24 protein-coding genes and 1 tRNA gene are annotated in these 26656 nt (G+C 65.6%); 7 read left to right on the forward strand and 18 right to left on the reverse strand.

The genetic code is table 11. The features are described 5' to 3' along the window. Positions 1-4 precede the first annotated feature (4 nt). The 12 genes from RLQ26_05700 to RLQ26_05755 all read right to left on the reverse strand — a co-directional run bounded on the left by RLQ26_05700 (position 5) and on the right by RLQ26_05755 (position 12845). Entirely contained in the window at positions 5-1216 is a 1212-nt protein-coding gene (locus tag RLQ26_05700; protein ID MEQ9088218.1) for a VWA domain-containing protein, read from the reverse strand. After that, complete coding sequence (locus tag RLQ26_05705; GenBank protein ID MEQ9088219.1) at positions 1216-2070, reverse strand: MoxR family ATPase; 855 nt, start codon at positions 2068-2070, stop codon at positions 1216-1218. Before RLQ26_05705 ends, RLQ26_05700 begins: the two co-directional genes overlap by 1 nt. Before the next feature lie 44 nt (positions 2071-2114). Beyond that, positions 2115-4466: a xanthine dehydrogenase family protein molybdopterin-binding subunit gene (locus tag RLQ26_05710; protein MEQ9088220.1), complete on the reverse strand. Its 2352-nt coding sequence runs from the start codon at positions 4464-4466 to the stop codon at positions 2115-2117. After that, positions 4463-4945, reverse strand: coding sequence for a (2Fe-2S)-binding protein (locus RLQ26_05715; GenBank protein MEQ9088221.1), 483 nt, complete (start codon positions 4943-4945; stop codon positions 4463-4465). The genes RLQ26_05710 and RLQ26_05715 overlap by 4 nt, the downstream gene beginning before the upstream one ends. A gap of 1 nt (position 4946) precedes the next feature. Then, on the reverse strand, positions 4947-5801 hold the full coding sequence (locus tag RLQ26_05720) for a xanthine dehydrogenase family protein subunit M (GenBank protein MEQ9088222.1): 855 nt from the start codon (positions 5799-5801) through the stop codon (positions 4947-4949). Further along, positions 5798-6274: a carbon monoxide dehydrogenase subunit G gene (locus RLQ26_05725; GenBank protein MEQ9088223.1), complete on the reverse strand. Its 477-nt coding sequence runs from the start codon at positions 6272-6274 to the stop codon at positions 5798-5800. The genes RLQ26_05720 and RLQ26_05725 overlap by 4 nt, the downstream gene beginning before the upstream one ends. Positions 6275-6425: 151 nt before the next feature. Beyond that, positions 6426-7361 (reverse strand): glycosyltransferase family 2 protein, encoded by a 936-nt coding sequence (locus RLQ26_05730; GenBank protein ID MEQ9088224.1) that lies wholly within the window; start codon positions 7359-7361, stop codon positions 6426-6428. A 71-nt stretch (positions 7362-7432) separates the two neighbouring features. Beyond that, entirely contained in the window at positions 7433-7975 is a 543-nt protein-coding gene (locus RLQ26_05735) for a cytochrome b (GenBank protein ID MEQ9088225.1), read from the reverse strand. Positions 7976-8094: 119 nt separating this feature from the next. After that, the gene (locus RLQ26_05740) at positions 8095-9153 is read right to left on the reverse strand and encodes a DUF4340 domain-containing protein (protein MEQ9088226.1); all 1059 of its coding nucleotides are present in this window, start codon (positions 9151-9153) and stop codon (positions 8095-8097) included. A 48-nt stretch (positions 9154-9201) separates the two neighbouring features. Further along, on the reverse strand, positions 9202-11127 hold the full coding sequence (locus RLQ26_05745) for a Gldg family protein (GenBank protein ID MEQ9088227.1): 1926 nt from the start codon (positions 11125-11127) through the stop codon (positions 9202-9204). Between the two features lie 10 nt (positions 11128-11137). Continuing rightward, a complete protein-coding gene (locus RLQ26_05750) occupies positions 11138-11872 on the reverse strand; it encodes an ABC transporter permease subunit (GenBank protein ID MEQ9088228.1) in 735 nt (244 codons plus the stop codon). Continuing rightward, positions 11865-12845 (reverse strand): ABC transporter ATP-binding protein, encoded by a 981-nt coding sequence (locus RLQ26_05755; GenBank protein ID MEQ9088229.1) that lies wholly within the window; start codon positions 12843-12845, stop codon positions 11865-11867. The genes RLQ26_05750 and RLQ26_05755 overlap by 8 nt, the downstream gene beginning before the upstream one ends. A 470-nt stretch (positions 12846-13315) precedes the next feature. Between RLQ26_05755 and RLQ26_05760 the strand changes: the two genes are divergently transcribed. Beyond that, positions 13316-15514, forward strand: coding sequence for a protein-disulfide reductase DsbD family protein (locus RLQ26_05760; protein ID MEQ9088230.1), 2199 nt, complete (start codon positions 13316-13318; stop codon positions 15512-15514). A gap of 238 nt (positions 15515-15752) precedes the next feature. Then, positions 15753-16340, forward strand: coding sequence for a redoxin domain-containing protein (locus RLQ26_05765; protein ID MEQ9088231.1), 588 nt, complete (start codon positions 15753-15755; stop codon positions 16338-16340). Positions 16341-16422: 82 nt separating this feature from the next. Here RLQ26_05765 and RLQ26_05770 read toward each other — a convergent pair whose 3' ends face one another. Beyond that, a complete protein-coding gene (locus RLQ26_05770; protein MEQ9088232.1) occupies positions 16423-16815 on the reverse strand; it encodes an MAPEG family protein in 393 nt (130 codons plus the stop codon). Here RLQ26_05770 and RLQ26_05775 point away from each other — a divergent pair. From RLQ26_05775 to RLQ26_05785, 3 genes are all read left to right on the forward strand, one after another. Continuing rightward, positions 16809-17261, forward strand: a complete 453-nt coding sequence (locus RLQ26_05775; GenBank protein ID MEQ9088233.1) for an MT-A70 family methyltransferase — start codon at positions 16809-16811, stop codon at positions 17259-17261. The two genes, RLQ26_05770 and RLQ26_05775, sit on opposite strands and share 7 nt — an antisense overlap. Positions 17262-17406: 145 nt before the next feature. Continuing rightward, positions 17407-18732 (forward strand): serine/threonine-protein kinase, encoded by a 1326-nt coding sequence (locus tag RLQ26_05780; protein MEQ9088234.1) that lies wholly within the window; start codon positions 17407-17409, stop codon positions 18730-18732. Beyond that, the gene (locus RLQ26_05785) at positions 18729-19448 is read left to right on the forward strand and encodes a protein phosphatase 2C domain-containing protein (protein ID MEQ9088235.1); all 720 of its coding nucleotides are present in this window, start codon (positions 18729-18731) and stop codon (positions 19446-19448) included. The genes RLQ26_05780 and RLQ26_05785 overlap by 4 nt, the downstream gene beginning before the upstream one ends. Positions 19449-19658: 210 nt before the next feature. Here RLQ26_05785 and RLQ26_05790 read toward each other — a convergent pair. From RLQ26_05790 to hemC, 5 genes are all read right to left on the reverse strand, one after another. Beyond that, a tRNA-Thr gene (locus RLQ26_05790) sits at positions 19659-19734 on the reverse strand. 236 nt (positions 19735-19970) lie between these two features. Then, complete coding sequence (locus RLQ26_05795) at positions 19971-21356, reverse strand: heme biosynthesis HemY N-terminal domain-containing protein (GenBank protein MEQ9088236.1); 1386 nt, start codon at positions 21354-21356, stop codon at positions 19971-19973. Beyond that, positions 21357-22583, reverse strand: a complete 1227-nt coding sequence (locus tag RLQ26_05800) for a hypothetical protein (protein ID MEQ9088237.1) — start codon at positions 22581-22583, stop codon at positions 21357-21359. Between the two features lie 60 nt (positions 22584-22643). Next, on the reverse strand, positions 22644-23384 hold the full coding sequence (locus RLQ26_05805) for a uroporphyrinogen-III synthase (GenBank protein MEQ9088238.1): 741 nt from the start codon (positions 23382-23384) through the stop codon (positions 22644-22646). A 4-nt stretch (positions 23385-23388) separates the two neighbouring features. Beyond that, complete coding sequence (hemC, locus tag RLQ26_05810) at positions 23389-24405, reverse strand: hydroxymethylbilane synthase (GenBank protein MEQ9088239.1); 1017 nt, start codon at positions 24403-24405, stop codon at positions 23389-23391. 103 nt (positions 24406-24508) lie between these two features. Here hemC and tsaD point away from each other — a divergent pair, with 103 nt between their 5' ends. Further along, on the forward strand, positions 24509-25615 hold the full coding sequence (gene tsaD / locus RLQ26_05815) for a tRNA (adenosine(37)-N6)-threonylcarbamoyltransferase complex transferase subunit TsaD (GenBank protein ID MEQ9088240.1): 1107 nt from the start codon (positions 24509-24511) through the stop codon (positions 25613-25615). Beyond that, positions 25612-26631 (forward strand): NAD(P)H-dependent glycerol-3-phosphate dehydrogenase, encoded by a 1020-nt coding sequence (locus RLQ26_05820; protein MEQ9088241.1) that lies wholly within the window; start codon positions 25612-25614, stop codon positions 26629-26631. Before tsaD ends, RLQ26_05820 begins: the two co-directional genes overlap by 4 nt. Positions 26632-26656: the final 25 nt, after the last annotated feature.

Consider the following 26656-nt stretch of genomic DNA (forward strand, 5'->3'; position numbering starts at 1 on the left):
ACCGTCAGGCCGCCTGGCGACGGGATCCCCGGGGTCCCGACCGGCTAAGGGCCGTCACCAACGCCGCCAGGCTGGTCATATTATGCACCGGCCGGAAGTCGGTGACATAGGGCCGGATCGCCCGCGCCCCCCGGGCCATCAGCGCGTAGTCCGTATTACGCAGATGGGGATTGAGCCAGACGAGCCGCCGGCTGGCGCGGCGCAGGCGCGCCATCTCGGCCGCGAGCTCGCCCCCCGGATCGCGTTCGAGCCCGTCCGTCACAAGCAGCACCGTGGCCCCGCCGGTGAGCACGCGGCGCGACCAGTCGAAGTTGAAATCATGCAGCGATGGGCCGATTCGCGTGCCGCCCGACCAGTCGCGTACCTTTTCGGCCACGTCAGCCAGCGCCGTGTCACCGTCCCGCTGGCGGAGCATGCGGGTCACATTGGTCAGGCGCGTCCCGAACAGAAAACAGTGCACGTTCCCGCGTGCCTGGCCGAGACGATGCATGAAGCGCAGCATCACACGGGAATAGTTGCTCATTGAGCCGGATATATCGATGAGCGCGACGAGTGGTGGCGGCGCAGCGATGGGCGCGCGCCGGACGAGCCGGATGACATCGCCGCCCGTCCGGTGGCTGGCCGCCAGGCTGGCGCGAAGATCGACGCGCGGGCCTTCGGCCTGCACGCGAAAACGCCGGCGCCGGACGAGATCGTCCGGCAGGGCGAGACGTCGGATCGCGGCCTCCGCCTCGGCCAGTTCGGCCGCCGACATCTGGCCGAAATCCATGTCACCCGCCACGTCGCGCGCCGAATAGGTGGGGCGGGCCTGAAGCCGCGGCGTATCGCCATCCCCCTCGTCACCGGACCCCGGGCGCGGTTCGATCGTCTCGCTACCGGGTTTTCCCGCCGGCCGTTCCCCCGCCGCCTCCAGCGCCTCGGCGAGCCGACGGGACAGGCGGGCCCCGCCGCCGTCCGCCAGGGGCGCTTCGCCGCCACGATCGAGCGAACGCCAGAACAGGCGGAACGCCTCGTCGAAGATCGCGTGCCGGTCCTGGCGGTCCACGAAGACAGCGTGCAGCGCCCAGTAGGCATCGTCGCGGCGCCGCAGACCGACCGCCGACAGCGCCTCCATCCCCCGCGCCACCTCACCGGTGCCGAGCGGGAAGCCGGCCGCGCGCAGAAGACGCGCGAAATGCATCAGATTGAGCCAGAGCCGCCCACCGGCGCCCGACATCAGGCCCCTCCGCGTATCTCGGCCAGGATTTCCGCGCCCTCGCCGGCGCCGATCCGGGCCACATCCTCTTCGTATTTGAGGACGACGCCGAGCGTGTCGCGCATGTTTTCCAGCGTAAGCTCGGTCGCATCGAGCGCCATCAGCGCCTCGAGCCAGTCGATGGTTTCCGCGACGCCGGGCAGCTTGAACAGGTCACGCCGGCGCAGGGCCTGGACGAAATCCACGACCTGACCGCTCAGCTCTTCGCCCACGCCGGGGGCGCGAACCCTGAGAATTTCACGCTCGCGCTCGGCATCGGGATAGGGCAGCCAGAAATAGAGGCAGCGGCGCTTGAGGGCATCGTGAATTTCACGCGTGCGGTTCGAGGTCAGCACGACGATGGGCGGCGCTGCCGCGCGCATCGTGCCAAGCTCGGGAATGGTGATCTGGAAATCGGACAGCACCTCGAGGAGATAGGCCTCGAACGCCTCATCGGCCCGGTCCAGCTCGTCGATCAGCAGGACCGGCGGTCCCGCGAGATCGGGCTCGATCGCCTGAAGCAGGGGGCGCTTGATGAGGAACCGCTCGGTATAGAGATGCTCGGCCAGATCGGCCGCTTCCCCGGTCACTTCGGCCCGCCGGATTTCCAGCATCTGCCGGGGGTAGTTCCATTCGTAGGCCGCGGCCGCGATGTCCAGCCCCTCGTAGCATTGCAGGCGGATCAGGCGACGATTGAGCCCGGCCGCCAGGACCTTGGCGATCTCGGTCTTGCCGACGCCCGCCTCGCCCTCGACGAAAAGGGGCCGGCCCAGGCGCAGCGCCAGGAAGACCGTCACCGCGAGGCTGCGATCGGCGATGTAATTCTGCCCGGCCATCAGTCGGGCGGCGGCGGTGACGTCCTCGGGAACGGGTGTGCCGGTCACGAGCCGCCTTCGGCCGCCAGAATGGCGCGGAGCACACGTTCGGGCGTCGCCGGGATCCGGTTGATGGCAGCGCCCGTGGCAGCCGTGATCGCATTGCAAATGGCCGGCGCCGTCCCCACCAGGGCGATCTCACCAATGCCCTTGGCGCCGAAGGGGCCGTCCGACGGGTTCTCGATCAGGATCGGATGGATTTTGTACGGGAGGTCGAGTGGGCCCGGCACCTTGTAATCCATCATCGTGGGGTTGACGAGGCGGCCGTCGTCCCAGACCAGTTCCTCATAGAGCCCGTAGCCCAGCCCCTGGGCGAAGGCGCCGTGGATCTGGCCATCGACGGCGCCCGGGTTGAGCGCGCGGCCGACATCATGCGCGCACCAGGCTTCGAGCACCTCGGTCTTCCCCGTCGCCATGTCGACATCGACCTCGACGACATGGGCGCCAAAGGTGAAGACACCTATTCCGTCGAGTGCGAAGCCGCGCACCAGCGCGCGCTTGGGATCGAAACGCTCGCCCTCGAACAGCCAGTTATGGGTCCCCATGATGGGGCCGCCCGAAGCGTAGAGCGAGCGCCCGGCGATCGCCGCGAAAGGCACGGCCGCGTCCCCGACGCCGCGGATGCCGATCACGCCGCCCGGGCGCAACTCGAGATCGTCCTCGGCGCATTCGAGCATTTCGCCCGCGTGGCGGAACATCTGCTCGCGCACGCGCTCCGATGCCTGTTCGACCGCCTTGCCCACCATGTAGGTAACGCGGCTGGCCGAGGTCTGAAAGTTGTAGGGCGAGGAGTCCGTATCCGGATTGCCGTAATTCACCTGATCGAGCGACAGGCCCAGGGCGCCCGCGCAAATCTGCGCCATGACGGTATCGGCTCCCTCGCCGATATCCACCGCACCGGTGTTGACGGTTACGGTGCCGTCCTCGTGCAGGCGCACCGCCGCACCGGCCGACAGCATGCCGCTGATATGGGACATGCCGCTGACGCAGATGCCACGCCGCTTGCCGGGACGCACTTCCTTGCCGTTGTTCTGCCGGCGCTTGTCCCAGTCCGAGGCCGCGCGCGCCTTTTCCAGGCATTCGGCGAGGCTGCCGCCTTCCACGGTCTGCCCACCAAGCCACTTGTCACCCGATTGCAGGGCGTTCTTGATGCGCAGGTCGATCGGATCCATGCCCAGCTTTTCCGCAACCTCGTCGATCTGGCGTTCCGAGGCGAAGGTCGCCTGCGGATTGCCGAAGCCGCGGAATGCGCTGGCCCGCAACTTGTTGGTATAGACCGACCAGGATTCGACGTTGACATGGGGTATCCGATACGGCCCCCGGCCGAAGAACGCCGCCACGGTCGACACTTCGGGGCTTTCGTCGGCGTAGGCCCCGCCGTCGAGAAAGAGGCGCATTTCGCGGGCGACCAGCGTGCCGTCCTTCCGGGCGCCTGTGCGGCAGTAGATCTTGCCGGCATGGCGGCTTTTCATCATCATCATGTCGTCTTCGCGCGACAGCGTCATCTTGACCGGCCGGCCGGACTTCAATGCCAGCGCCACCGTCGCGGGCTGGTTCGTCAGATCGCACTTGCCGCCGAACCCGCCGCCGATGCGCGGGGCGATCACGCGAACTTTCGACATCGGCATATCGAACGCCTCGGCAATCATGGTCTGGACGCGAAAAACGCTTTGCATGGACGACCAGATGGTGATCTTGCCGTTCGCGTCGACCGCCACCAGCGTCGAGCAGGGCTCCATATACATGTGTTCCTGCGCCGGCGTTTCGTAGACCCCCTCGACGATCACATCGCATTCGGCCCAGGCATTGTCGATATCGCCTTCCTTGAACTGGGTATAGGCGACGGCGTTGGGATGTTCGGGGCGCTCATAGGGGCAGGGGTATTCGTCGCGGTTCTCGTGCAGGATGGGCGCATCCGCCTCGAGCGCTTCTTCCGGGTCGAAAACGGCGGGCAGCTCCTCGTATTCGACCTCGATCAACTGAAGGGCCTTGCGGGCGATTTCCAGTGTATCGGCGGCAACAGCAGCGATCGGCTCGCTGATATAGCGCACCTTGTCGCCGGCGAAGGTCATCTGGTCCTTCAGGAAGACGCCGACATATTTCTTTTTCGGCAGATCCTCGGCCGTGACGACCGCGCGCACGCCTTCGAGCGCCTCGGCTTCGGAAGTGTCGATCGAGCGGATACGTGCATGGGCGTACGGGGCGCCCAGCATCGCGGCGTGCAGCATGCCCGGCAGGGTCATGTCATCGGTGTATACCGCCTGGCCGGTGAGTTTCTCACGAGCCTCGAGACGCGGCACCGATTTCCCGATCGCGTCCCCGACCGGGTTGGGAGAGGTGACACCTTCGGGGCTCATGACTTGCTTCCTTCCGTCAGCGAGAGGATTGCATCCACCACCTTCACATAGCCGGAGCAGCGGCAGATATTGCCGCCCAGCCCGTGGCGGATTTCCTCGACACCGGGGTTCGGGTTTTCATTCAGAAGCGCAGTTGCGGCGATCACCATTGCCGGCATGCAAAAGCCGCACTGAACGGCGCCCGCATCGACGAAGGCCTGCTGCACGCGGGAAAGCCGATTGCCGTCGGCCAGCCCCTCGATTGTCGTGATCTCACTATCCTCCGCCGCAAACGCCAGTGAAATACAGGCGCGAACGGGCTTGCCATCACGCAGCACGCTACAGGCGCCGCATACGCCCTGGTTGCAACTGCGCTTGGCGCCGGTAAGGCGTAATTCCGAGCGCAAGACATCCAGAAGCGTGCGCGCGGGCGCGATTTCAAGTTCATGGACATTTCCGTTTACGCGAAGCGTGACGGGCTGTTTTTCAATCACGTCCATTTCAGACACTGGCGGTCTCCCCGTCTTTGAGCGTGTTGAGCGCCCGCGCCAACAGGCGCGGGATCAGCATGAGCCGGTATTCCGTCGTCCCGCGCACATCGTCGACCGGGTCCGCCGCCTCGGCCAGGAGCCGGGCCGCCTCGGCAATCGCCGCCTGATCGAGGGGCGAGCCGACGAGCGCCTCTTCCGCCGCCGTCACCCGGATCGGCACGGGGCCGCTGGAGCCGAGCGCGATGCGCGCATAGCTGCATGTCGCACCCGCCATCACCAGCACGGCCGAGACGGAAACCGTGGCGTAATCGCCATCCACGCGCGAGAATTTCACGTGATGGCCCCGGGCGCCGGCGGGCCCTCGGGGCAGCCGGATGGCGGTGACGATCTCGCCCTCGCGGAGCGCCGTTTCGAAATAATCCTCGAAAAATTCTCCGATCGGTATCTGCCGGGTCCCCTCGGCGCTCGCGGCCTCGATGGTGGCGTCGGCGGCAAGGAGTGCAGCCGGGAAATCGGCCGCCGGGTCGGCATGGCAGATGGAGCCCCCGATCGTCCCCATATTGCGCACGGCCGGATGCGCGATCTGTCCGGCCGCGCTCCGGACAACGCCGAGCGCCCCCGTAAGCACGGGACTTGCGGCGATCTCGGCGTGGCGCGTCGTGGCACCGATCCGGACCTCGTCATCCGTCTCGGTGATGCCGGAAAGTTCGGCGATACGGCCCAGACCCACCAGTACATCCACCGCGACCAGATCGGCATTCATCATGGCGACGAGCGTGGCGCCGCCCGCGATGCAGCGCGCGTCGTCCTCCCGCCGCAGTATGTCGAGCGCCTCCTTGAGCGAGCCGGGGGCGAGGTACCTCATGCGCTGGCCTCCGCCGCCCGGGCGCCATCGCCCTCGACCCGTTCGCGAAACTTCGCGGCGAATTCCTCGCCCATGCTCTTGGCTTTCTTTTTCATGATTCCCAGACCGAATTTGCCCAGCCGTCCGACCACCGACACATCGGAAGCATAAGTCACCTCCGTCTGGGACTCGTCGAGCGCCTTGAGCGCCAACGTGCTGTCGGCGCTGACGCGGCTGGCCTTGCCGCCTTCCTCGCCACGCGTGACCGAGGCGGCGAATTCCGGCGGGCGCTCTTCCGTGACCTCGACGTCCACCTTGAAAGTCGTCTTGATCGGGCCGAGCGCCACTTTGATCCGCGCCTTGTAAGTAGTGGGGCCCAGCACCTCGATCTCTTCACAGCCGGGCAGGCAGGGGCCGACCTGCTCGGGGTCGGTGATGAATTCCCACACCCTGTCGATCGGTGCCTGGACGGTGAAGCTTTCCTCGATTTTCATGAGCGATCCCTTCCGGGCGCGGCCCGGTTATGCGTGACAAGGACGGAACAGACTAATTATTTATGTGTGGCGGGTAAAGGCCCGAGAAGGTCCGGCCCATACGGAACCGCGGATCGTTCCCGAGCGTATCCGGGTGGGTACACTCCAAGCATCAGATTTGACGCGCCGAGGGGCGCGGAAGGAAGATTTCCTTCAACCTGGAGCAGAAATCCAGCATCAGGCGGCGGAAAAACGCATGCCAGAAATTGGCATCCCGCGCCGGATAAAGGGCCATTACCGTGAGAAAATACCAGGTCGCCCGGAAATGCCGGCCCGCACGATAGGCGGCGACGGAAAGTTCAAGCTGCAGGCTGGAGACGAAAATCCGCGCGCGGGTGCGGGAATGAAAGCCGATGGCCCGCACGTAGCGCCGGCGCAGCACCCGAACGGAGTGACGCACGCTTTCAAAGGAGGGCCAGGCACCGGAATGAATGACGGCAAGGATCTCGGACAGGACCGCGATATCGTGAGTGTCGGCCGAACGCAGCACCCAGTCCCAATCCTCGAAGCGCCGGAGGGAGGTATCGAATGGGCCGAGCCTGTTGAACAGATCGCGCCGGCCCATGAAGGTCGAGCCGAGGCTGACATTGCAACCCCAGATGTAAGTATCGAGTGGCGAGCCGCGTAGCGGGACGCGGCGATCGTCGGCGTGGCCGGTCGCGCCATGCACCAGACGATAGCCCGTGAAGCTGACCTGGTTGGCCTCACTTTGCCCGGCCAGAAACCCGAGCTGCTTTTCAAGTTTTTGCGGATGCCATTCATCGTCGGCATCGAGAAAAGCGACGAATTCGCAGCCGGCTGCCGCCACCCCCGTATTGCGCGCACCGGCGGCACCCTGGTTTTCTTCGTGCCGGATGATGCGCGCCGGCAGGGTCGGGAAGAGGGCGAGAATGTCCTCGGTGACGGGCTCAGGCGACGCGTCGTCGACCACGATCACCTCGTCCGGCAGCCGGGTCTGCGCCGCCACGCTGGCCAGGGCGCGGCGCAGGGCCCCCAGCATCCTGTAGGCCGGAATGATGACGCAGACCGTTGCATCGCCGGACGGCATATCGGCTCATCTCCTGGGCTTCCCGTCGGGGGCGCCATGCCCGGACCGCCGGATTCCCGACAGCGATCCGTCTAGCCGGAAATCATCCGGCGCAGGACATTGTCCTTGTAGACGAGGTGATGCTTGAGGGCGCCCGCGATGTGGAGAGCCACAAGCGCCACAATTGTCCAGCCCGTCCAGTAATGGATGCTGTGCGCCAGCCCGCCCAGCTCCTTGCTCTTCTCGACGAATGTCGGGAGTTCAAAGAGGCCGAAGACGGAGACGGGAAACCCGGCCGCCTGCGACATGACGATCCCGCTGACCGGCATCAGGATGATGACAACGTACAGCACAAGATGGTTGGCCTTGGCCAGCGTCGCTTCCCAGCTTTTCATGTGGCCGGGCAGATCGGGACGCACATTCATCAGCCGCCATCCAAGGCGCAGCAATACGAGGGCCAGGAGCACGGCGCCGAAAGATTTGTGCAGGCCGTAAAGCTCGCCCTTGTCCGGGCCGTCCGGCATATCTGTCATGAGTACGCCGACTACGAGCAGCCCCGCGATCACGATAAAGATGGTCCAGTGAAAGATGCGCGCGACCGCGCCCCAGCTTTCCGATGAGTTTTTCGCCGCCATTTGTGCCAGTACCCCCCTTTGAAAATAAGGAAACTTCCAGGATCCCGGCTGTCGCCCCGGGTGGCGTAAGGCTACCCGTGGCCCAACCTGGTTTTCAAGCTTGTTGGGGGGCTTGGCGACTAGCGGCCGGGGCTGCCCTCGGCGCCGGATTCAGCGATCAGCTCGTCCATGCGCGTGCGCAGGGGCGTAGCCTTGTAGCTGACCAGCCGATAGGCCCAGCCGGCTGTTTCGTCGTTGATATCGCTGGCCAATTTGACGGCGTTTTCGCTCGCGTTTTCACCGGCCGAGGCGTCGAAGACGGCCCAGTAATCCGTCCGGATATCGGCCATCCGGATATTGACCGTAAGCCCGTCATAGGATTCGTAGGTTGCCCGCCAGACTTCATTATTCTCGAAATCGACCTCTTCCGCCCTCTTCACATCTTCGAGATCGAGACCGGTCAGAACGGAGCCCACGACATTGACCGACCAGCCGCCCTCGGCCGACTTTCCCTCGGGCGGATTGGCGACCTTGTAGTCCGTCGAGTCCGGGTCCTCCTTCGTGAAAACGATTTTCTCGCCGGCCGGGCTGAGGAGCGTGACCCTTTGCCAGGTGGTCGAGGGCAGGTCGATGATCGATTGGTCGATCCAGCGCATCGGGTCCTCGACCGGAACGAAACTGCCGCGCGTCAGCCAGGTCTGTTCCTTGCCCGGGAAGCGCAGGTAAATACCCTTGTTTTGGGCCCCAGGCAGATTGAAGCGGTTTTTGCCCGCGTAGACGTCGAGCATCTCCTGATCATCGGCGCCATAGAGAGTGATATGACGCACGCGCGAGCGGTCGTCCGTGACGTCGTTCAGTTCCAGACGCTCGTAGAGATCGGGCCGGCTCGTCTTGGGCTCGTAGTATTCGAGGTCGGCAAGGCCGATCAGCAATTCGCGCACCCGTGCCTGTCGTGCCGGATAATCGGCAAACTCTTTCAGTCTCCAGGTCCCCTCGTCGCGATGAATTGTCAGGGTGCGCACGTTATTCGTCAGCGTGATCCTTTGCACGTCATCCAGGCGCTCCTCGAGATCCGGGAACACGGGCTCACCCGCCCGTTCCACAACGGGATCGTCCGTGCCCGACCAGTTGACCAGCATCGTGGCCCCGGTAAAGACCGCCGTCGCCGCTGCCAGTCCGATAACCGTGGAAAGTTTCATAGTGCCGACCCTTGTTGCGTAATCCTGTTCATGGGCGTGTTCCGTGGCCTAATCGGCGATCGCGGCGCGACGCGCGCGACGGGCCCGGCGCACGATTGCGAGCCCGATGGCGATAAGCGCCACCAAAAGCGGCATGGCGACGATGTTCACCACCTTGGCGACGGTGCCGACGCGATTGACATCCTCGCGCAATTCACCCTGCACGCGACGCAGCTCCTTGCGCGTATTGACGATTTCGGCGCGAACCTGCTCGAGCGTTTCGCTCTGGTCCTGGGTCAGGATCGTGTCGCGATTCTCCGGATTGCCCTGGCCCTGAAGCTTTTCGAATTTCTCCTGCGATTCCTGGAGTTTCCGCGCAAGTGCCTGTTCTTCGGAACGGTAGCGCTGCTCCGCTTCACGTTCGAGCTTTTCAATCAGCATGAACGGACGGATCGACGTGCCCCGGCTGCGCAAACCGATGAGGTCCTGCCGGCCCGTCAGGCTCTCGGCGATATTGGCGACGAACGTGCCGTTATCCGCGAGCGGCATGCCGCCCTGCGGCGACAGCCAGAAGGGATCCGAAAGGAGGTCGGTATCGGCCACCAGCACCACCGAGTTGGCCGCAGCCGCTTCCGCGATATGCGGAGGCAGCGGCTCCGTCTCTTCGGCCGGGGGCGGACCATCGGCCGGCTGGGGTACAGATGGCGGGCCGTCGGGGAAGGCGGATTTGAATGTCCCGGTGATCCGCGCGCCCAGCACCATGTTTTGCCCGGAAGGCTCGAATTCATTGAGCAGCTTGACCGGGTCGGGCCGGAACCGCACACGGTTGACATCGATCTTCTGGGAATATTCCGAGGTCACGAGCAGCGGCAGAAGTTCTGCCTGGCTGCCTTCGGTGAGCTCGATGATACCGGCCGTCCCGAGGGAGAGATTCTCGAGCTGGGCGGTCACCACGTCGTCAGCATTGAGGTTGCGCTTGGTCAGGTTGAGCCAGGCGACATACTCGGTAAAGGCGGCCCGTTTGCCGCCGCCGAGATCGACCCGCGCGGCCGCCTCGAGATCGCCCGCCACCTGGCCGCCAAGCACCTCGGCGCCCCAGGCCTCGTACAGGGGCTCCAGATAGATTTCGGAATTGCCGAGCGCCGCGCCCTGCGCCGGACCCCGCTGCTGGCCGCCCTGCACCTCCGAATAGGGGTCGACGAAGACCATGAGCTTGCCACCACGCAGCACGAACTGGTCGATCGCATACAACGTCTTGTCGAGAAGTTGCTGGGGATGGACCACCATCAGCACGTCGACATCGGGATCGATCCGGTCCGTCGTCACCGGCACTTCCCGGATCTCGAACAATTCGCTGAGCTGACTGTAAACCGCCCAGGGCGGCATCTGCTGGCTTTGGGGCAGGTTGGGAATCCCCTCCGTGCCCCTCAGCGGCAGCTTGCTCAGCAGGCCCAGCACCCTCCGTTCGGGATTCGACAGCGCGTAAACAATCTGCGTCAGGTCATATTCCAGAAAATTCTCGCGCTCGGGCGAGAAAAACTCCACGAGCTTCTGGTCATCCGTCGAGTTGGTCGCTTCGAGCCCGAAGAAGCCCAGATCGCCCTGCGCGTTGTAGGGAACGCTGCGCAGCCCGGCGGCCACCGCCTGGTCCTCCTCATTGGAGAAGGGCTGGGGGTAATATTTTTCGACCCGGAGCTTGCCGTCGGACAGCAGGGCGTACTGATCCAGCAGTTCCTCAATGCGGTCCGCGTAGGAGGCAATGGCCGGGCTGCGGTCGCCGAGCTGTTTCGTATAGAAGAACCGGAAGGTGACCGGCTCGTCGATTTCCCCGAGCACCTGCTTGGTCGCGTCCGAGAGTGTGTAAAGCTTGTCCTCCGTCAGATCGACGCGCGCGGTCCGGAGTGCCTCCCCCGCGAACATGTTGACTGCCAGCAGCAGCAACAGAAGAAGTGCAAGACCGAGAATGGTGAGAACGGTGGGGTTGTGTTTGCTCATATCCGTCCTCCTACGACGCTTTCTTCAATTCGACGATCTCAACATTGGCGTAGAGCCATGCGGCGATCACCGCGAAGAAAAAGATGACATCGCGAAGATCGAGAAGACCCGTCGTCACCGATGTGAAATGGGTGAGAAAGCTCAGCGAGCCGATCGCCTCCACAACCAGCTCCGGCGCCCAGGCGCGGAAGAAGTTGAGCACCAGGTCGAGGCCGCTCATGGTGAACAGGAAGCAGACCGTGGCCCCGACGATAAAGGCGATGACCTGGTTGCGCGTGAATGCCGACACGCAAGACCCGATGGCGAGGAACGCGCCGGCCATGAGGAAGCTGCCGATATAGCTTGCGAAGACCACGCCATTATCGGGGTTGCCGAGCACGTTGACCGTAATCCAGATGGGAAAGGTCAGCGCCAGGGCGATCCCCGCGAAGATCCAAGCCGCCAGATATTTGCCAACCACGATCTGGGTCGTGGAGACTGGCAGCGTCGTCAGCATTTCGATGGTGCCCGACTTGCGCTCCTCCGCCCAGAGACGCATCGCGATCGCGGGGATCAGCAACAGGTACAGCCAGGGATGGAAGAAGAAAAATCCGCGGAGGTCGGCCTGTCCGGATTCGAAGAAATTGCCGACATAGAAGGTCAGGGCACCGATCAGGCTGAGAAAAATCACGATAAAGACATAGGCGACCGGCGTCGAAAAATACGCGGCCAGTTCGCGCTTGAAGATGAACCAGGTGTTACGCATGGGCCGCCTCCGCCGCCCCGATATTTTTCGTGGCGCCGGTCGTCAGGTCGCGGAACACGTCTTCGAGACTGCCCGGATCGACAAGGATCTCTTCGGTCGAGATATTCTTGTCGCGCAGCAACTGGGTCACCTCGCTGATGATGGAGGCGCGTCCCTTTGGCACGACACGCAAGAGCGCGAGGTCTCCGCCGCTCTCCAGCCGCTCGACACTGTCCACGCGCGGGAGCTGGCGCAAGGCTGCCGCCGCCGCGCCGGCCGTGTCTGCGCCGAGGCTGATTTGCACGGCGTTGTGAAACGGGGCGCGGCTCAGCAGCTCGCGCGGCGTCCCGTCGGCCACCAGCCGGCCGCGGGAGATGACCACGGCGCGGGTACAGACGGGCTCGACCTCCTCAAGCAGATGGGTGGAGATGATGATCGCTTTCTCCGCCGCCATCTCGCGAATGAGACCGCGGACCTCGAATTTCTGGTTTGGATCGAGCCCCTCGGTCGGCTCGTCGAGGATGAGGATGTCGGGATCGTGGAGGATGGCCTGGGCCAGCGCGACGCGGCGCTTGTAGCCCTTGGACAGGGTTTCAATCGGCCGGCCCATGACCTCGCGGATATGGGCGCGTTCGACGGCGACGTCGATGTGGCGCTTTTTCTCCGCCCCGGTGAGGCCGCGAATATTGGCGATGAAGCCGAGATAGGAATCGGCCGTCATATCGAAATAGGAAGGCGCGCCTTCCGGCAGGTAGCCGATGCGCGCCTTGGTCTCAATCGGCGACCGGGTCACGTCGATGCCGCAGACGCGCGCGGTTCCGGCGGTGGGCGGGAGGAAGCCTGTGATCATGCGCATGGTGGTCGTCTTGCCCGCGCCGTTGGGACCCAGGAAGCCGAGCACCTCGCCCTTCTCGACCCGGAACGTGACGCCGGCGACCGCGGTGATCGGTCCAAATTTCTTCACGAGACCATCGATCGCGATCATCTCTGTCATTTCTGCACTCCCGAAACAAACCGGGCCTCCTCCGGCCCTTCGTGTCGTCCTCGCCCGAATGGACGGTCCCGCCCGGCGGAACATGAATACCAGCAGCACCCGTCATCGTGTCGTCACACGTATGTGAGCCGGGTACGCGCGAGAAACCGTGACGTGACTCGGTGGCGCATGTTCGTGAGATCTGAGTAGTTCCGACGCTGATCGTGGCCGAAACCGATGCCATCCCCAGCCGTCGGTCCTTGTCACCCGTGCCTCGCGCCCGGCCTCGAGGCGCCGACGGCCCCGCGCTTGTGTAGGAAGCAGGGGCGGGCGAGTCAAGCCGCCTCGGTCGGAAACCTTTGAAATTCAACCAGAACACCGTGGATCTCGGGCACCGTCCGCGGCTGGCGGGAACATATGGCGGCTGGCGGTTTTTCACTATAGTGGCCTGGTGATAGCGGCATGGTGCGTTCCCTGACTTGCGAGCCCTGATGGCAATACGCGCGCTCTTACCAGCACTCTGGCTGACGCTCTGTCTCGGCCTCCTGCCGGCCGGCGTGGCGGGCGCCGACGCGGCTCCCACGGCCACCGATCGCGTGGTGACCGATCATGTCACCGCACGGCTGGTATCCGAGAAAACCGCGCTTCGGCCGGGGGAAGTGGCCTGGCTCGGCCTGTCGCTCGCCATGCGCGAGGGCTGGCACACCTATTGGGAGAACCCGGGCGATTCGGGCGAGGCGACGCGGATCGCGTGGACCTTGCCCGAGGGGCTGACGGCGGGCGAGATCCGCTGGCCTCATCCCCGGCTTATCCCCGTGGGGCCGCTCGCCAATTACGGCTACGAGGGACAGGTTACGCTGCTGGTCCCGATGCGCCTCGCGCCGGGGCACGCGGCTTCGGCGCTCGAAGTGGAAGCCGCGGCGACCTGGCTCGTCTGTGCCGAAATCTGCATCCCCGAGAACGGAAATTTCCGCCTGACGCTGCCCGTTGCCGGCGCCGGCGCGACGCCGCCCGACAGTCCCGACGCCCCGCTTTTCGCCCGCGCGCGGGCGCATCTGCCGCGCCAGACACCTTCGGGCACACCCTATTCGGCGGAATTCGAGGCGCGGGACGAGACAGTCACCCTGCGGGTTTCCGGCCTCGAGCTTCCCGACCGGATCGAATCCGCCTGGTTCTTCCCGCGCGGCTCGGGCGGCTTTGGCGTTATCGATTATGCGGGCGCCCAGAATTTTTCGCGAGATGACGGCGCGCTGACTTTGGCGCTGCCGCGCAACGCGGCCCTGGCGGAGGCGCCGGACCGGCTCCAGGGCGTCCTCGTCACCAATGGGGCCGAGGGGACAGACGAGGCGGCGCGGGCGGCTTTCGATATCCGGGCGCACGAGGCGGGCGGGCTCGCCCCGCTGGCGGGTTCGCCCGCCTTGCCGGGCCTCTCGCTCTGGCAGGCCCTGCTCTTCGCCCTGATCGGCGGGCTCATCCTGAATGTGATGCCCTGCGTGTTTCCGATCCTGTTCATGAAGGCGGCGGGGTTCGCCGCCCATGCCCATGACGGGCGCCGGTCGCTGGCCCTTCAGGGCACGGTCTTCACCCTTGGTGTGGTCGCCAGCTTCGCCCTGCTCGCCGGCATCCTTCTGGCGCTGCGCGCCGGCGGTGCCGGCATCGGCTGGGGGTTTCAGTTGCAATCCCCCCTCGTGCTCACCTGGCTCGCCTATCTCTTCCTCGTGCTCGGCTTCAGCCTGTCGGGCGTGTTCCAGCCGGGCGAACGCCTGATGGGGCTGGGCCAGGGCCTGGCGGCGCGCCGGGACGGGCTGTCGGGCGCCTTCGTGACCGGCGTCCTGGCGGCCGTCGTCGCCAGCCCCTGCACCGCCCCCTTCATGGGCGCGGCGCTGGGCTTCGCCGTCCTCCAGCCGGGCGCGATCGGGCTCACCGTCTTTGTCGCGCTTGGCCTTGGCATGGCGCTTCCATATCTGGCGCTGAGCCTGTCCCCCGGACTGCTGCGCCTCTTGCCGCGGCCGGGGCGGTGGATGGACTTCGCCAAGGGGCTCCTCGCCTTTCCGCTTTACGCGACCGCACTCTGGCTGTTGTGGGTGCTGTCGCGGCAGGTCGATTCGACGGGGCTCGCACTGGCGTTGAGCGGGTTTCTGCTGGTCGGCTTCGCGATCTGGCTGACTGGCTGGGCACGCCGGGCAGAGGACGGGACGGGACGGCGGCCCGTGATCCTCAAGGCGGTGGCCGCGTCCGCGCTGGCTTTCGCCCTTGCGCTCGGCTGGATGCTCGAGACCGGCGCCGCGCCCGGTGTCGCCAGCGCCGAAAAGGCCGCGCGCGGACCCGACTGGACACCCTGGGCGCCGGGCCGGCCGGCGGAAATCCTCGCCACGGGCCGACCGGTGCTGGTGAATTTCACGGCCGACTGGTGCATCACCTGCCTCGTCAATGAGGAGGTGGCGATCGCGCGCGCGGGGGTGGTGGCGGCCTTTCGCGACAAGAATCTCGCCTATCTCAAGGCGGACTGGACGCGGCGCGATCCCGAGATCGCGGCGGCGCTGGCCCGGTTCGGGCGCAACGGGGTGCCACTCTACGTCCTCTATCGCGCGCCGGGCGCACCGCCCGAGATCCTGCCCCAGATCCTGACCGAAAACGCGCTTCTCTCGATCCTCGGCACGTTACCCGACCGCGCGCCCGAAGCGGGCTGACGCTCACCATGCCCGACCGCGCGCCCGAAGCGGGCTGACGCCCTCCATTGCCCCTTGCGCGACCTCGAAGGGCATGGGGTAGACTGTGGCGCGGCGCCGGCGGCGGTACCAGCGCCGTTCCCCTCACCCGCCGCGAAGGAGGCGTTTCATGTCCCCCCATCGACACCGGAGACTCCGCTCGGCCGCGCGCACGGCCGGCGCGCCCGTCAGATTTCTCTCGCTGATCATTCTCGCCCTGATGACGCTGGCGATCGCGGTCGCCATAGTCTCGCGCCCGGCAGCCGCGTCCCCGCGCGTGGACGCGCCGGCGCCCGGGTTCACGGCGACCGATTCGAACGGCAAGACGGTTTCGCTCGACTCGTTTCAGGGCAGGACGGTCGTGCTGGAATGGTCGAACCATGACTGCCCCTATGTCCGCAAACATTACGAGACAGGCAACATGCAGCGCCTGCAGCGAAGCGCCACGGACGAGGACGTGGTCTGGCTGACGGTGATCTCGAGCGCGCCGGGCAAGCAGGGCCATGTCTCGTCCGACATGGCGAACGAGCTGACGGCGGAACGCGGCGCCTATCCGAGCGCCGTGCTGCTCGATCCCGAAGGCGAAATCGGGCGCGCCTATGACGCCCGGACGACGCCCCATATGTTCGTCATCCGCCCCGACGGCAAGCTCGCCTACATGGGAGCGATCGACGACCGGCCGACGGCCGACAAGGGTGATGTCCCGGGCGCCACGAATTATGTGACGGCCGCGCTCGAGGCGGTTGACGCGGGCGCGGCGCCGGACCCGGCCGCGACCAAGCCCTACGGCTGCTCGGTCAAGTACTGACGGGCCAGTCCGGGACAGGGACCGCGGACCCCGTCCGGCCAAGGCCGGTCGGGGTCGCGCGGGGCCACCCGCCCGCCGCCGCCTAGCTGACGACTTCCCAGCCGATGACGAGAATCGCCAGCACCGAGAGCACGAAGAGAAGCGTGCGCAGATACGGCACGCCAAGCCAGAAGACGATGGTGTAGGCGACGCGCAGCCAGAAATAGCTGGCCGCGGCGAGCGCCGTCGTCTCGCCCGTCGAGCCCGTCAGATGGGCGACGAGGACGAGGGCAGCGAACGGCGCGAATTGTTCCACCGCATTCTGATGCGCGCGCATGCAGCGCTGGCCCCAGCTGGGCAGGTCGAGCACCTTGGCCTCGGTATATTCCTTGGGCCCGTAAAAGCCATAGGTGCGCACGATGGCGATGACGTGGGCGACCCATAGAAGAGCGGTCAGAAGCGCCGTCAGCGCGAGATAATAGAGATCGGGTGTCATGGGATTCCCCCTGGGTTCGGGTAGCGGGTTTCTGCTTCACCCGACGCCCGGCGCGAAAGCCGGTTGCCGGCAGGCAAAGCCTATCAGCAAAAATCCGCCCGCCGCGAGAATTCCGGCGCCGTTCGCGGACGGCCGTTAATCCGTGGCGATCGGGGTGGTATCGGTGGACCGGGACGGGCGGGGATGGGCGAGGATGGGCCGGGACGGGCCCGGCGCCCGTTCGGCTTCAGCTGAACCTAATCCCCACGCAGAAACGGGAACATAGCCGCAAGCTGGATGAACTCTATGAAGTGATCGAGGCGTGCGGCCGCGGGCCTTTCATCGAGCTATTCGCTCGCGACACCCGAAAGGGGTGGGTAGGCTGGGGCAACCAGTCAGACGATTACAAGATCACGTGGGATACATATGCCCACCACAGCCGCGTTCAGCCGACCGCTGCTGAGTGATTTCATTCCGACACCCGTAAGTCCGACTGCCGCTCGAACCTGTAGCCGACACCGAAGCCTTCGAACGATCATTATCGCTTGGGGGTTTCAGTGCTATCCTCGTCCCTCGCACAGCACGCGGCTCGGGATATGCGGATGATTTGCGATGAAGGTAATTGAACAGTTGGGGGTAGGAGGCTTCGGAAACGTCGACCTCGTCGAGGACGATGATGGAACCCGATACGCTCGCAAGACGTTTTCAGAGAACCAGCCGCTCACCCCTGAACTCCGGGAAAACGTAATTAAGAGATTTAAGAGAGAAGCACGGATTCAGAAAAGCGTTTCACACCAGAATATTGTTCCTGTCATTGATGACGACCCAGATGCCGCCCCCCCATATTACTTAATGCCTGTGGCGGAAAGTACGTTAGACAAAGATATCGCCGCAGATAGAACACTGGGCGGTAATTTTATCGCTGCAATTAGCGATATTGTTGCTGCCTTGGAAGAATTGCACTCGGTTCAAATTTACCATCGTGACCTTAAACCCCAAAATGTACTCCGATTTACTGATAACTCCGGTGACGATCCGGTTACTTATTATGCAGTTAGTGACTTTGGCCTGATTTCTCTAAACGAATCACAACTTTCTGCTTTGACAACAACTGGGATGGCGAAAGGTTCAGATCACTACACTGCGCCGGAAATAACAAAAGATTTGAGACGAGCGTCACCTCAATCCGATATCTATTCTCTTGGCTGCATCCTCCACGACATGGTTGGCACAGCTGATCGAGTCCCGTGTGCTGAAATTAAAGAAGAAGGCCCGCATGGGGGAATCTTGCGCGGATGCACATACTTTGATCCTGCGCGGCGATTTCGGACGGCCAGAAGCGTCTTGGACGCGCTGGTAAGCGTCGGTAGCGTCAATGTCGAAACCGAAAGCCGGCAGGCTGCTGACTATATAAGCGAACTAGATTCGGATAATTCGATACACGAAGATGTATGGGCTGCGCTCGCAGATTTCCTTGATTCACAGGCGAGCAAACAGGACAGGCGCGCCATATGCATGAATCTTAGCGGGCAGCGCATAACCGAACTTTGTGAGGCAGCTCCAGGGTGTGCAAACCAAATCGGTATAGTTTACGCAGATTGGGTATTTAACACGGCCTTTAACTTTGATCACTGTGATGGCATTGCAAACCGATTAGAAATTTTTGTCGAACAAGGCAATTTCGAGACCAAAGTCGACTGCCTAGTTGCAATGTTGGAGATGGGAACCAGCCACAATCGTTGGTATGTAGAACGAAAATTTATGCGCCTTTGTGGGCCCGATATGGATGACGCGTTAGCTAAGAGGGTCGCAATTGAGTTTCGGGTCCGTGACAATTGGGTTTGCTCCGCGGTAGCCCATCTAGAAAGATCCATCAGCGTGGACCGCAGTCAACTCCATCCCGAAATCGTCCAAGCGCTATCAGAGCTCTGTCAATGAGGTTTGCAACAGCAAGCATTACCGAAGCGGGCCCAAGAACGGTAAACGAGGACAGCATAGGCATTTGGAATTTGCCGGGTGGAGCTGTGGCTGTTGCCGTTGCTGACGGGTTGGGAGGTATGGGCGGTGGTGATACGGCCTCGGGGATTGCCATACAGTTATTCGGGAACGCGGTTACCAAGGAAAAATCAACCCAACCTAATCTTTCTGATCTAGCAAAGCTCATCCACAGCCAAATTAGGTCCACGCAGGCGCCGGGCTCGAGCGAAAGCACAATGGCGACGACACTAACGGCGGCAATCTTTCGAAACTCGACCGTAGCCGGAGTTCATTGCGGAGATAGTAGAGCAGCGATTGCCCGTGAGAATGGTATTCTTCGATTAACAAAGGATCATACAGAGGCACAGCGTTTATTCGACCAAGGAAAATTAAGCAAATCAGAATTAATAAATTACCCAAGACAAAATATTCTTGACAGCGCTCTTGGAGCCCGCAAGGAACCAAAAATAGACGTTTTTGACTTTGACGTGCATGTGGGAGACAAATTCTTCTTCACTTCTGACGGCATGCACGAAAAAGTTTTTTTGCGGGAGATGCGTGCCATAGCAGCCGACTTTAGTGAACCCAGTCCGTTTGTTGAGAAAATGCGGGCCATCGTCGAAAATCGTGGTGCCGAAGATAACTTCAGTTTGATCGCCGTATTTGTTCAAGATTGAGAATTGGGTCGGCGGTACCGCTATCAGTCTCACCCCGCAACATGGGCAAAAAATTCACTGCAAATCTGATGCAAGCCACCCACCGCCCCAAATAGCAAAACTCCCCGAACTCATTGAGCTACCGACGTTATTTTTGGTTGCGGGCGCAGGGTTTACGCCTGCGACCTTCAGGTTCTGAAGCTGAGCCCAGATTGGGCGTCATGAAGAGGATGGTGCCGCCTGCGTGACTTGAACACGCGACCCCCGCATTACGAATGCGATGCTCTACCAACTGAGCTAAGGCGGCCCATGTGCGTCCCCGCCGGGGCGGGGAGCGGGGCGAGTGCCGGGCCCGGCGCCCGGCGGTCTTGCCCGCGAACTGTCGTTAACGCCCCCTGATTACCGCCGATCGGGCGCGGCGCGCAAGCCGTTTGGCCCGGGGTCGGGATCGGCGGCCCGATCAGGGTCCCGACCGGGGATGGCGATCGGGACCGGGGCCGCCCTTTTTCGGCGATTTTGCTTAAAGGCGGCTTAATCGGGCGGTCAGGCCGCGCCCGTGGCCCCCGCTGCCGGGGCGGAACCGGCCGCCGGCAGGGCCGGCGCGTCGAGCACCTGGCTGCCCGCCAGGCGCGGCGCGTGATGCGGCGCGGGCGGGCCGAAGCGGATCGTATCGAAGGCGCCGCAATCGGGGCAGACGGCCGTGACCTCGCGAACCTCCTTGCCGCAATTCGTGCACGACCAGACCGGATCGGCCGGCGCGTCGGCGGCGCGGGCGAGATACTGGCGCACCGCCGCGCCATCGTTGTCACCCATCTCGGCCAGCTCGGCCAGCGCACGAAACACACGGCGCGACGGCGCCCCCTCGGCCGCAGCCTTGAGATGGGTCCGGGCTTCGCCCCAGAGTCCGGCCTTGAGCGCCGCCTCGCCCAGAATGAGATGGGTCTCGGCATGGTCGGGCTGGAGCTGGCGCAGTTTCTCGATCTTGATCACCCTGTTGAGCGGCGTGTCATCGGCATAAAGCCCGGCATAGGCTTCCCCGATCAGGCGATGGGGGGCGCGCTCCCAGGCGCGTTCCAGCACGCGGGCGGCGCGTTGCGTGCGGCCGCGCCGGGCGAGAAGATCGGCCGTGCGCAGGACAGCGGCCAGCAGCGTTTCGTCAAGCCGCTCGGCCGCGCGCGCATGGTCGAGCGCCGCGTCCTCGAGCCCGTTGGTCTCGGCCGCGCGGCTTTGCTCGAGGCGCAGGAGCGCGCGCCGGCGCTTGCCGATCTCGGGGGTCACCAGCCGGGCGCGCAGGAGGCGGTCGAGTGTCTCTTCCGCCTCGGCCCAGCGGGCGGTGCGAAGCTGGACATCAAACAGCAATTCGAGCGCCCAGGACGCGCGGGGCTGGGCCCGGGCCGCCTGGCTCACATGGTCGAGCGCGGCGTTCAGATCGCCGGCGCGATAGGCTTCGAGCGCGAGACCGCGATAGCCCAGAAGCCGCGTCTCGGGCGTCTCCAGCATCTCGCCATAAAGCCGGCGGGCGGTTGCGTGGTCACCGCTGACCCGCGCCGCCTCGCCTTCGAGCAGAAGTGTCAGCACGCGGTGGCCGAGATTTTCGGAGACGATCCGCGCCTCTTTCGCCGCCGCCGCGCCATCGCCCGTCGCCACCGCGAGGAGGCCCCGGGCCAGGGCGTTCTGGCCGCGCTCGCGCCGGCGCGCATCGCGCGCCCTGCGCCAGCGCATCGGCGTCGCCGCGATGAAGGACCAGAGCCGGAAGATTATGAGAAACGTCAGGGTGAGAAGGGCCACCCCCAGCACGACGACGCCGATCGAGGTCTCGATGCGCCAGCCCTGCCAGTCAAGCACGACGCGTCCCGGGTGATCGGCCAGCCAGGCCGCCCCGAGCGCGAGGACCGCAAGACCCGCCAGAATGACGACGCCACGGAGCATCTAGCCGGCCTCGTCCGGCGGCGGGTCGGGGGCGGGGATTTCATCGGTCAGCCGTTCCAGCGCCAGCCGGTCGAGCCGGTCGAGCAACTCCAAGGCCTGGAGCCGGGCCTCGGCCCGGACGAGCCAGGCCGAGACGGCCGCGCCCGCTTCCCCCGCGAGATCGCTCGAGAGATTTTTCATCTCCGCGACGGCGCCGGCGAGATCGTCACGCGCGAGTGCTGTTTCCGCCCGCGCGATCCGCGCGCCCGCATCCTCGCCCGCGACGTCGCCGGTTCGGCGAATGGTGACGAGGCCGCGCAGCCGGGCCACGACACGATCGAGCCATCCCGGTTGCGCCGCTGCCCCCGCATTCTCGCGGGCGCCGGCCAGCACGGCGGGGGTGAGGCGCTGAAACTCTCGCTCCAGCTCGGCAAGGCCGGCGAGACCGGTCTCGGCCTGGGGGCGCAGCCGGTCAAGGGCGGCGCGCGCCTCTTCGCCCGCGAGGCGCGTCGCCGTGCGCAGCTCGGCCAGATAATCCCGCCCCGCCAGCAATTGCTGGCGCAACTGACCAAGCGCCAGCGCCAGTCCCTCATCGCCGAGAGGGGCGCGGGCGCCCATATTCTGCGGCGCGGCCGCGACCCGGGCGGTGAGCGCGGCCACACGCTCGCGGAGGCGGGCCAGCTCGCCTTCAAGCTGACGCTTCTGTGCCGCCAGCGCCGCCGATTGCTCGGCCAGAAGCGCGCCGAGTCTGGCCTCCATGGCCTCGAGCCTTTCCCCACCGGCAGCGTCGCCAAGCGTCTCCTCGATCCGGGCGAGCCGGTCTTCCACCCCGATGAAACGGTCCTCGATATCCATGAGCGCGCGTTGCACCGCGCTGCGAAACGGCTCGGCATCGCCAGACGGTTCGGCATCGCCAGACGGTTCGACGGGGCTGGGCACCTCGTCGGCCGGGACGTCATCTTCCAGCGCCAGCGCCTCGGGCGCAGAGGCCGGGGCCTCGGCCGGGGCGCCGTCATCTTCCGCCGCCGGCGTCATCGCCTCGATCCATCCATCCACGACGGGGCGCCAGTGTTCCAGCGTCACGGCACCCAGCGCAATGACGACGCCGAGCGACAGAAGCCACGCCAGGCGCCTCATCATGCGGCGAAAGGGGCGCGTCGGCTTGTTCGCGGACTCGCGCGCCGCCGGGCTCGCATCGTCGCCGTCCGTCCCGCCTGCATCGCGATCGATTTCGGGATCGTCTGTCATGCCGCTCAATATATCCTTCCCGACGCTGTCTGTCCCGATGGCCGTAGGGCCGCCTGGCGTTCAGGCGTGGAACCTGTTGGCGAGCCGGGCCGCCTCGGTGAGGAGGCTATCCTGATCGGGCTTGTCGGCGATCACAACCGCCCGCCACGGCAGGATGCTGATTTTTTTCGCCACCGCCGGGCTCAGGCAGAGCGCGACCGTCTCGGCGCAATCGGGGCCGATCTCGTCCCGGTTGGCGAGGCGGACGAAAGTCTCCCCGGTTCGCGGCGAAAAGAACAGCGCCAGCGCCACGGCGCGAGCGCGAAAGAGGGCGCGAGCCGCTTCCGAGAGACGGCGCGCCGGTTCGGCCCGGTAGAGCGCGACACGTTTTGCGTCGAAGCCCTCGCCCGCCAGGCGGCCCGCGAGATCCCCGGCAGCATTCGCGCCCGAAACATGCAGGACCGGGCCCGCCGCGGGGTCGAGATTTTGGACCAGGCACCGGGCGAGCGCGGCCACGTCGCCCGCGGCCGAGGTGACATGGCGAAACCCGGCCGCGCGCGCGGCGCGGGCGCTTGCGTCGCCGACGGTGAACACCGGCACGTGCCAAAGATCGAGATGGGCGCGGCGGGCGAGCGCGCGCACCCCGTTCGTGCTGGTGACGGCGATGGCCTGCAGATCATCGGGCGGGCGCAGCGGCGTGTGCAGGTCCTCGATCCCGAGCAGCGGTTCGACGACCGGGCGGTACCCCTGGCTCTGGAGCGCATGGGCGAGCGGTTCGGCGTCCTCCCAGGGGCGGGTGACAAGGGCAATGGGGCGCGCCATGGGCTTATGTCCCGGACCCGCCCGATTCGCCCGGACCGTCGACCGACTCTGCGGCCAGAAGCCGGGCCATGAAGCCGGGCCCGGCGCGGTCGCGCAACAGCTCGCCGAGGCGGCGGCCAAGGCTCTGCGCCTCATGGCGCGGGCCCGTGGCCTCGGCGCGATGAACCTCCGAGCCGTCCGGCAGGGCGACGAGGCCTTCGAGATGAATGTCCGCCCCGCGCAGGCGGGCCAGCCCCGCGATAGGTGTCCGGCACGAGCCGTCGAGCACCGCCAGCATCGCGCGCTCGGCCGTGACCGGATCGGCGCTGTCGGGATCGTCGAGGGCCGCGAGAATTCGGATGACCACCGGATCGTCGGCCCGGCAGGTGAGGGCTATCGCGCCCTGGGCCACGGCGGGCAGCATCTCGTCGGTCTCGAGCACCGCATCCGCCTCGCCCGCCAGTTCGAGCCGGTTGAGCCCGGCAAGGGCGAGCAGGGTGGCATCGATCTCGCGCGCGGCGAGCTTGCGCAGCCGGGTCTGGACGTTGCCGCGCAGGCTCACGACCCGGAGATCAGGGCGCAAGGCCCGTACCTGCGCGGCCCGGCGCAGCGAGGCCGTGCCCAGGACCGCGCCCGGGGGCAGATCGGCGAGGCGCGTGATGCCGCGCGCGAACAGCGCGTCGCGCGGATCCTCGCGCGGCAGGACGGCGGCGATGACGAGGCCATCGGGCAAACGGGTGGCGAGGTCCTTCATGGAATGGACGCCCACCTCGACCTCACCCGCGAGCTGGGCCGCGTCGATCTCCTTGGTAAAGAGACCCTTGCCGCCGATATCGCGAAGCGGACCCGAGACTTCCCGGTCACCCGTCGTCTGGAGCGTGCGAATTCGGGTCCGGATCGGCGTGCCGGATTCCCGGCCGAGGGCGGCCAGGCGCCGGGCCACCTGATGGGCCTGGGCCAGGGCGAGCGGACTGCCGCGCGTGCCGAGCGTCAGGCTGAAACCTGCGGGGCCGGGCGGGGCGGGTATTTTTTTGCCGGACATGGTAGGTAAATGTCTAGCGCGTTGCGCGCGGCGGCGAAAGCCGGGACCGCGGTGGCGGGCCAGAGGAAGGCGGGGCCGGCACGGCACATCACGGCGCGCGCGCATGACAGAGGCGGGATTTCAGAACGTGATTTTTCTCGGCATCGAGACGAGTTGCGACGAAACGGCGGCGGCGGTGGTCCGGGCGGAGATCGGTGGCGACCACACCATCGCCGAGCGGGCCGTATTGGGCGAACTGACCCTGAGCCAGTTGGCCGACCACCGCCCTTATGGCGGCGTGGTGCCCGAGATCGCCGCCCGCGCCCATCTGGTTCATCTTCAGAACCTGGTGCGCCGAACGATGGACGAGGCCAGGCTCGGCTTCGCCGATCTCGATGGCGTCGCCGCCACCTCGGGGCCGGGACTGGTGGGCGGGCTCATGGTCGGGCTTACCCTGGCCAAGGGCGTGGCGCTCGCGGCCGGCCGTCCCTGTCTCGCCATCAACCATCTCGAGGCGCACGCCCTGTCGGCCCGGCTGACGGAACGCGAGCTCGATTTTCCCTATCTGCTCCTGCTGGTCTCGGGCGGGCATTGCCAGATCCTGCTGGTCTCGGGCGTGGGGTCGTATCGTGTACTCGGCACCACGATCGACGATGCGGTGGGCGAGGCCTTCGACAAGGTGGCCAAGATGATGGGTCTCTCGTATCCGGGCGGTCCCGAAATCGAGCTCCGCGCGCTCAAGGGGCGGCGCCAGGCTTTCGATCTGCCGCGGCCGATGCTGGGCCGGGACGGCGCGGATTTTTCCTTCGCCGGGCTCAAGACCGCCGTGCGTCTGGCCCTGGTGCGGCGCAAGGCGGCGGGCGGCGTCACCGACGATGACATCGCGGATATGGCGGCCTCGTTCCAATCGGCCGTCGGAGACGTGCTGGGCGACCGTGTCGCGAACGCCATCCGGGCCGTGCGCGACGGCGAGCCCGCGGCCGTAGGGCTCCGCCATCTCGTCGTCGCGGGCGGCGTGGCGGCCAACGGCTTCCTGCGCAGCCGGCTTGCCGACTGCGCCGCCGCCGCCGGTCTCACCCTTCTGGCGCCGCCCCTGCGCTACTGCACCGATAATGGGGCGATGATCGCCTGGGCGGGGATCGAACGCTTCATGCTCGGCGCCAGGGGCGACCCCGCGGCGCCGGTCCGCCCGCGCTGGCCCCTGGCCGAGATGACGGCGCCGGCCGCATGAGCGCCGTCACGTCGCCGCTCGCCGTCATCGGCGCCGGTGCCTGGGGCACGGCGCTCGCCCAGACATTCGCGCGAACCGGCCATGAGGTCCGGCTCTGGGCGCGCGAGACTGAAGTGGTGGCGAGCATCGCGCGCGACCGCGAAAATCCGCTCTACCTGCCCGGGCAGACGCTCGCTGAAACCATCCGGGCGAGCACCGATCTCGACGCGTCGCTGACCGGGGCCGATCTCGTCTTTCTCGTTATCCCGGCGCAATTCCTGCGCGAGACACTCGCCAAGGCGATCCCTTTCCTGAAGGACGGCGCAACGCTCATCATCTGCGCGAAGGGAATAGAAAAATCCTCGGGCGCACTGATGAGTGAAGTGGTCGGCGAGGTTGCGCCCGGTCGCGCCTTCGCCGTCATGTCGGGACCCACCTTCGCCGACGAGGTGGCGTGCGGGCTGCCCACGGCCGTGACGCTGGCGGCCGATGACCCGACGCTGGGTCACGGGTTGATCGAGCGTTTCGGCAGCCGGGCGCTGCGCCCCTATTACTGGCCCGACGTGATCGGCGCCGAGATCGGCGGCGCGATCAAGAATGTGTTCGCCATCGCCTCGGGCATTGTCATGGGCAAGGCACTTGGCGAGAATGCGCGCGCCGCGCTTCTGACGCGCGGGCTGGCTGAAATGCGCCGCCTCACGCTTGCGAAAGGCGGGCGGGCGGAAACCGTGATGGGGCTGTCGGGGCTGGGCGATCTTTCGCTCACCTGCAACAGCTCCCGTTCACGCAACACGTCCCTCGGCATCGAGATCGGCCGGGGCCGGCAGGTGGCCGATGTGCTGGGCGAACGGCGCGCCGTGACAGAAGGTGTCGACACCTCGGCCGCGGTGGTCGATCTGGCGGCGCGGCTGGGCGTCGAGATGCCCATCGCGACAAGCGTGGATGCGGTCGTCAACCGTGGGGCCGATGTCGATGATGCGATCGAGGCGCTGCTGGCCCGGCCGTTTCGCGAGGAATTCGACCGCGACAGCTTCTAAGGACATGGCCGTTTCAGGGAGACTT

This window comes from Alphaproteobacteria bacterium (assembly GCA_040220875.1).
GTDB lineage: Bacteria > Pseudomonadota > Alphaproteobacteria > JAVJVX01 > JAVJVX01 > JAVJVX01.

Coding starts and splice junctions, on each gene's coding strand:
- RLQ26_05700 (MEQ9088218.1), bottom strand. CDS start 1,216: ATGTCGGGCGCCGGTGGGCGGCTCTGGCTCAATCTGATGCATTTCGCG.
- RLQ26_05705 (MEQ9088219.1), bottom strand. CDS start 2,070: ATGGCCGGGCAGAATTACATCGCCGATCGCAGCCTCGCGGTGACGGTC.
- RLQ26_05710 (MEQ9088220.1), bottom strand. CDS start 4,466: ATGAGCCCCGAAGGTGTCACCTCTCCCAACCCGGTCGGGGACGCGATC.
- RLQ26_05715 (MEQ9088221.1), bottom strand. CDS start 4,945: ATGGACGTGATTGAAAAACAGCCCGTCACGCTTCGCGTAAACGGAAAT.
- RLQ26_05720 (MEQ9088222.1), bottom strand. CDS start 5,801: ATGAGGTACCTCGCCCCCGGCTCGCTCAAGGAGGCGCTCGACATACTG.
- RLQ26_05725 (MEQ9088223.1), bottom strand. CDS start 6,274: ATGAAAATCGAGGAAAGCTTCACCGTCCAGGCACCGATCGACAGGGTG.
- RLQ26_05730 (MEQ9088224.1), bottom strand. CDS start 7,361: ATGCCGTCCGGCGATGCAACGGTCTGCGTCATCATTCCGGCCTACAGG.
- RLQ26_05735 (MEQ9088225.1), bottom strand. CDS start 7,975: ATGGCGGCGAAAAACTCATCGGAAAGCTGGGGCGCGGTCGCGCGCATC.
- RLQ26_05740 (MEQ9088226.1), bottom strand. CDS start 9,153: ATGAAACTTTCCACGGTTATCGGACTGGCAGCGGCGACGGCGGTCTTT.
- RLQ26_05745 (MEQ9088227.1), bottom strand. CDS start 11,127: ATGAGCAAACACAACCCCACCGTTCTCACCATTCTCGGTCTTGCACTT.
- RLQ26_05750 (MEQ9088228.1), bottom strand. CDS start 11,872: ATGCGTAACACCTGGTTCATCTTCAAGCGCGAACTGGCCGCGTATTTT.
- RLQ26_05755 (MEQ9088229.1), bottom strand. CDS start 12,845: ATGACAGAGATGATCGCGATCGATGGTCTCGTGAAGAAATTTGGACCG.
- RLQ26_05760 (MEQ9088230.1), top strand. CDS start 13,316: ATGGCAATACGCGCGCTCTTACCAGCACTCTGGCTGACGCTCTGTCTC.
- RLQ26_05765 (MEQ9088231.1), top strand. CDS start 15,753: ATGACGCTGGCGATCGCGGTCGCCATAGTCTCGCGCCCGGCAGCCGCG.
- RLQ26_05770 (MEQ9088232.1), bottom strand. CDS start 16,815: ATGACACCCGATCTCTATTATCTCGCGCTGACGGCGCTTCTGACCGCT.
- RLQ26_05780 (MEQ9088234.1), top strand. CDS start 17,407: ATGAAGGTAATTGAACAGTTGGGGGTAGGAGGCTTCGGAAACGTCGAC.
- RLQ26_05785 (MEQ9088235.1), top strand. CDS start 18,729: ATGAGGTTTGCAACAGCAAGCATTACCGAAGCGGGCCCAAGAACGGTA.
- RLQ26_05795 (MEQ9088236.1), bottom strand. CDS start 21,356: ATGCTCCGTGGCGTCGTCATTCTGGCGGGTCTTGCGGTCCTCGCGCTC.
- RLQ26_05800 (MEQ9088237.1), bottom strand. CDS start 22,583: ATGACAGACGATCCCGAAATCGATCGCGATGCAGGCGGGACGGACGGC.
- RLQ26_05805 (MEQ9088238.1), bottom strand. CDS start 23,384: ATGGCGCGCCCCATTGCCCTTGTCACCCGCCCCTGGGAGGACGCCGAA.
- hemC (MEQ9088239.1), bottom strand. CDS start 24,405: ATGTCCGGCAAAAAAATACCCGCCCCGCCCGGCCCCGCAGGTTTCAGC.
- tsaD (MEQ9088240.1), top strand. CDS start 24,509: ATGACAGAGGCGGGATTTCAGAACGTGATTTTTCTCGGCATCGAGACG.
- RLQ26_05820 (MEQ9088241.1), top strand. CDS start 25,612: ATGAGCGCCGTCACGTCGCCGCTCGCCGTCATCGGCGCCGGTGCCTGG.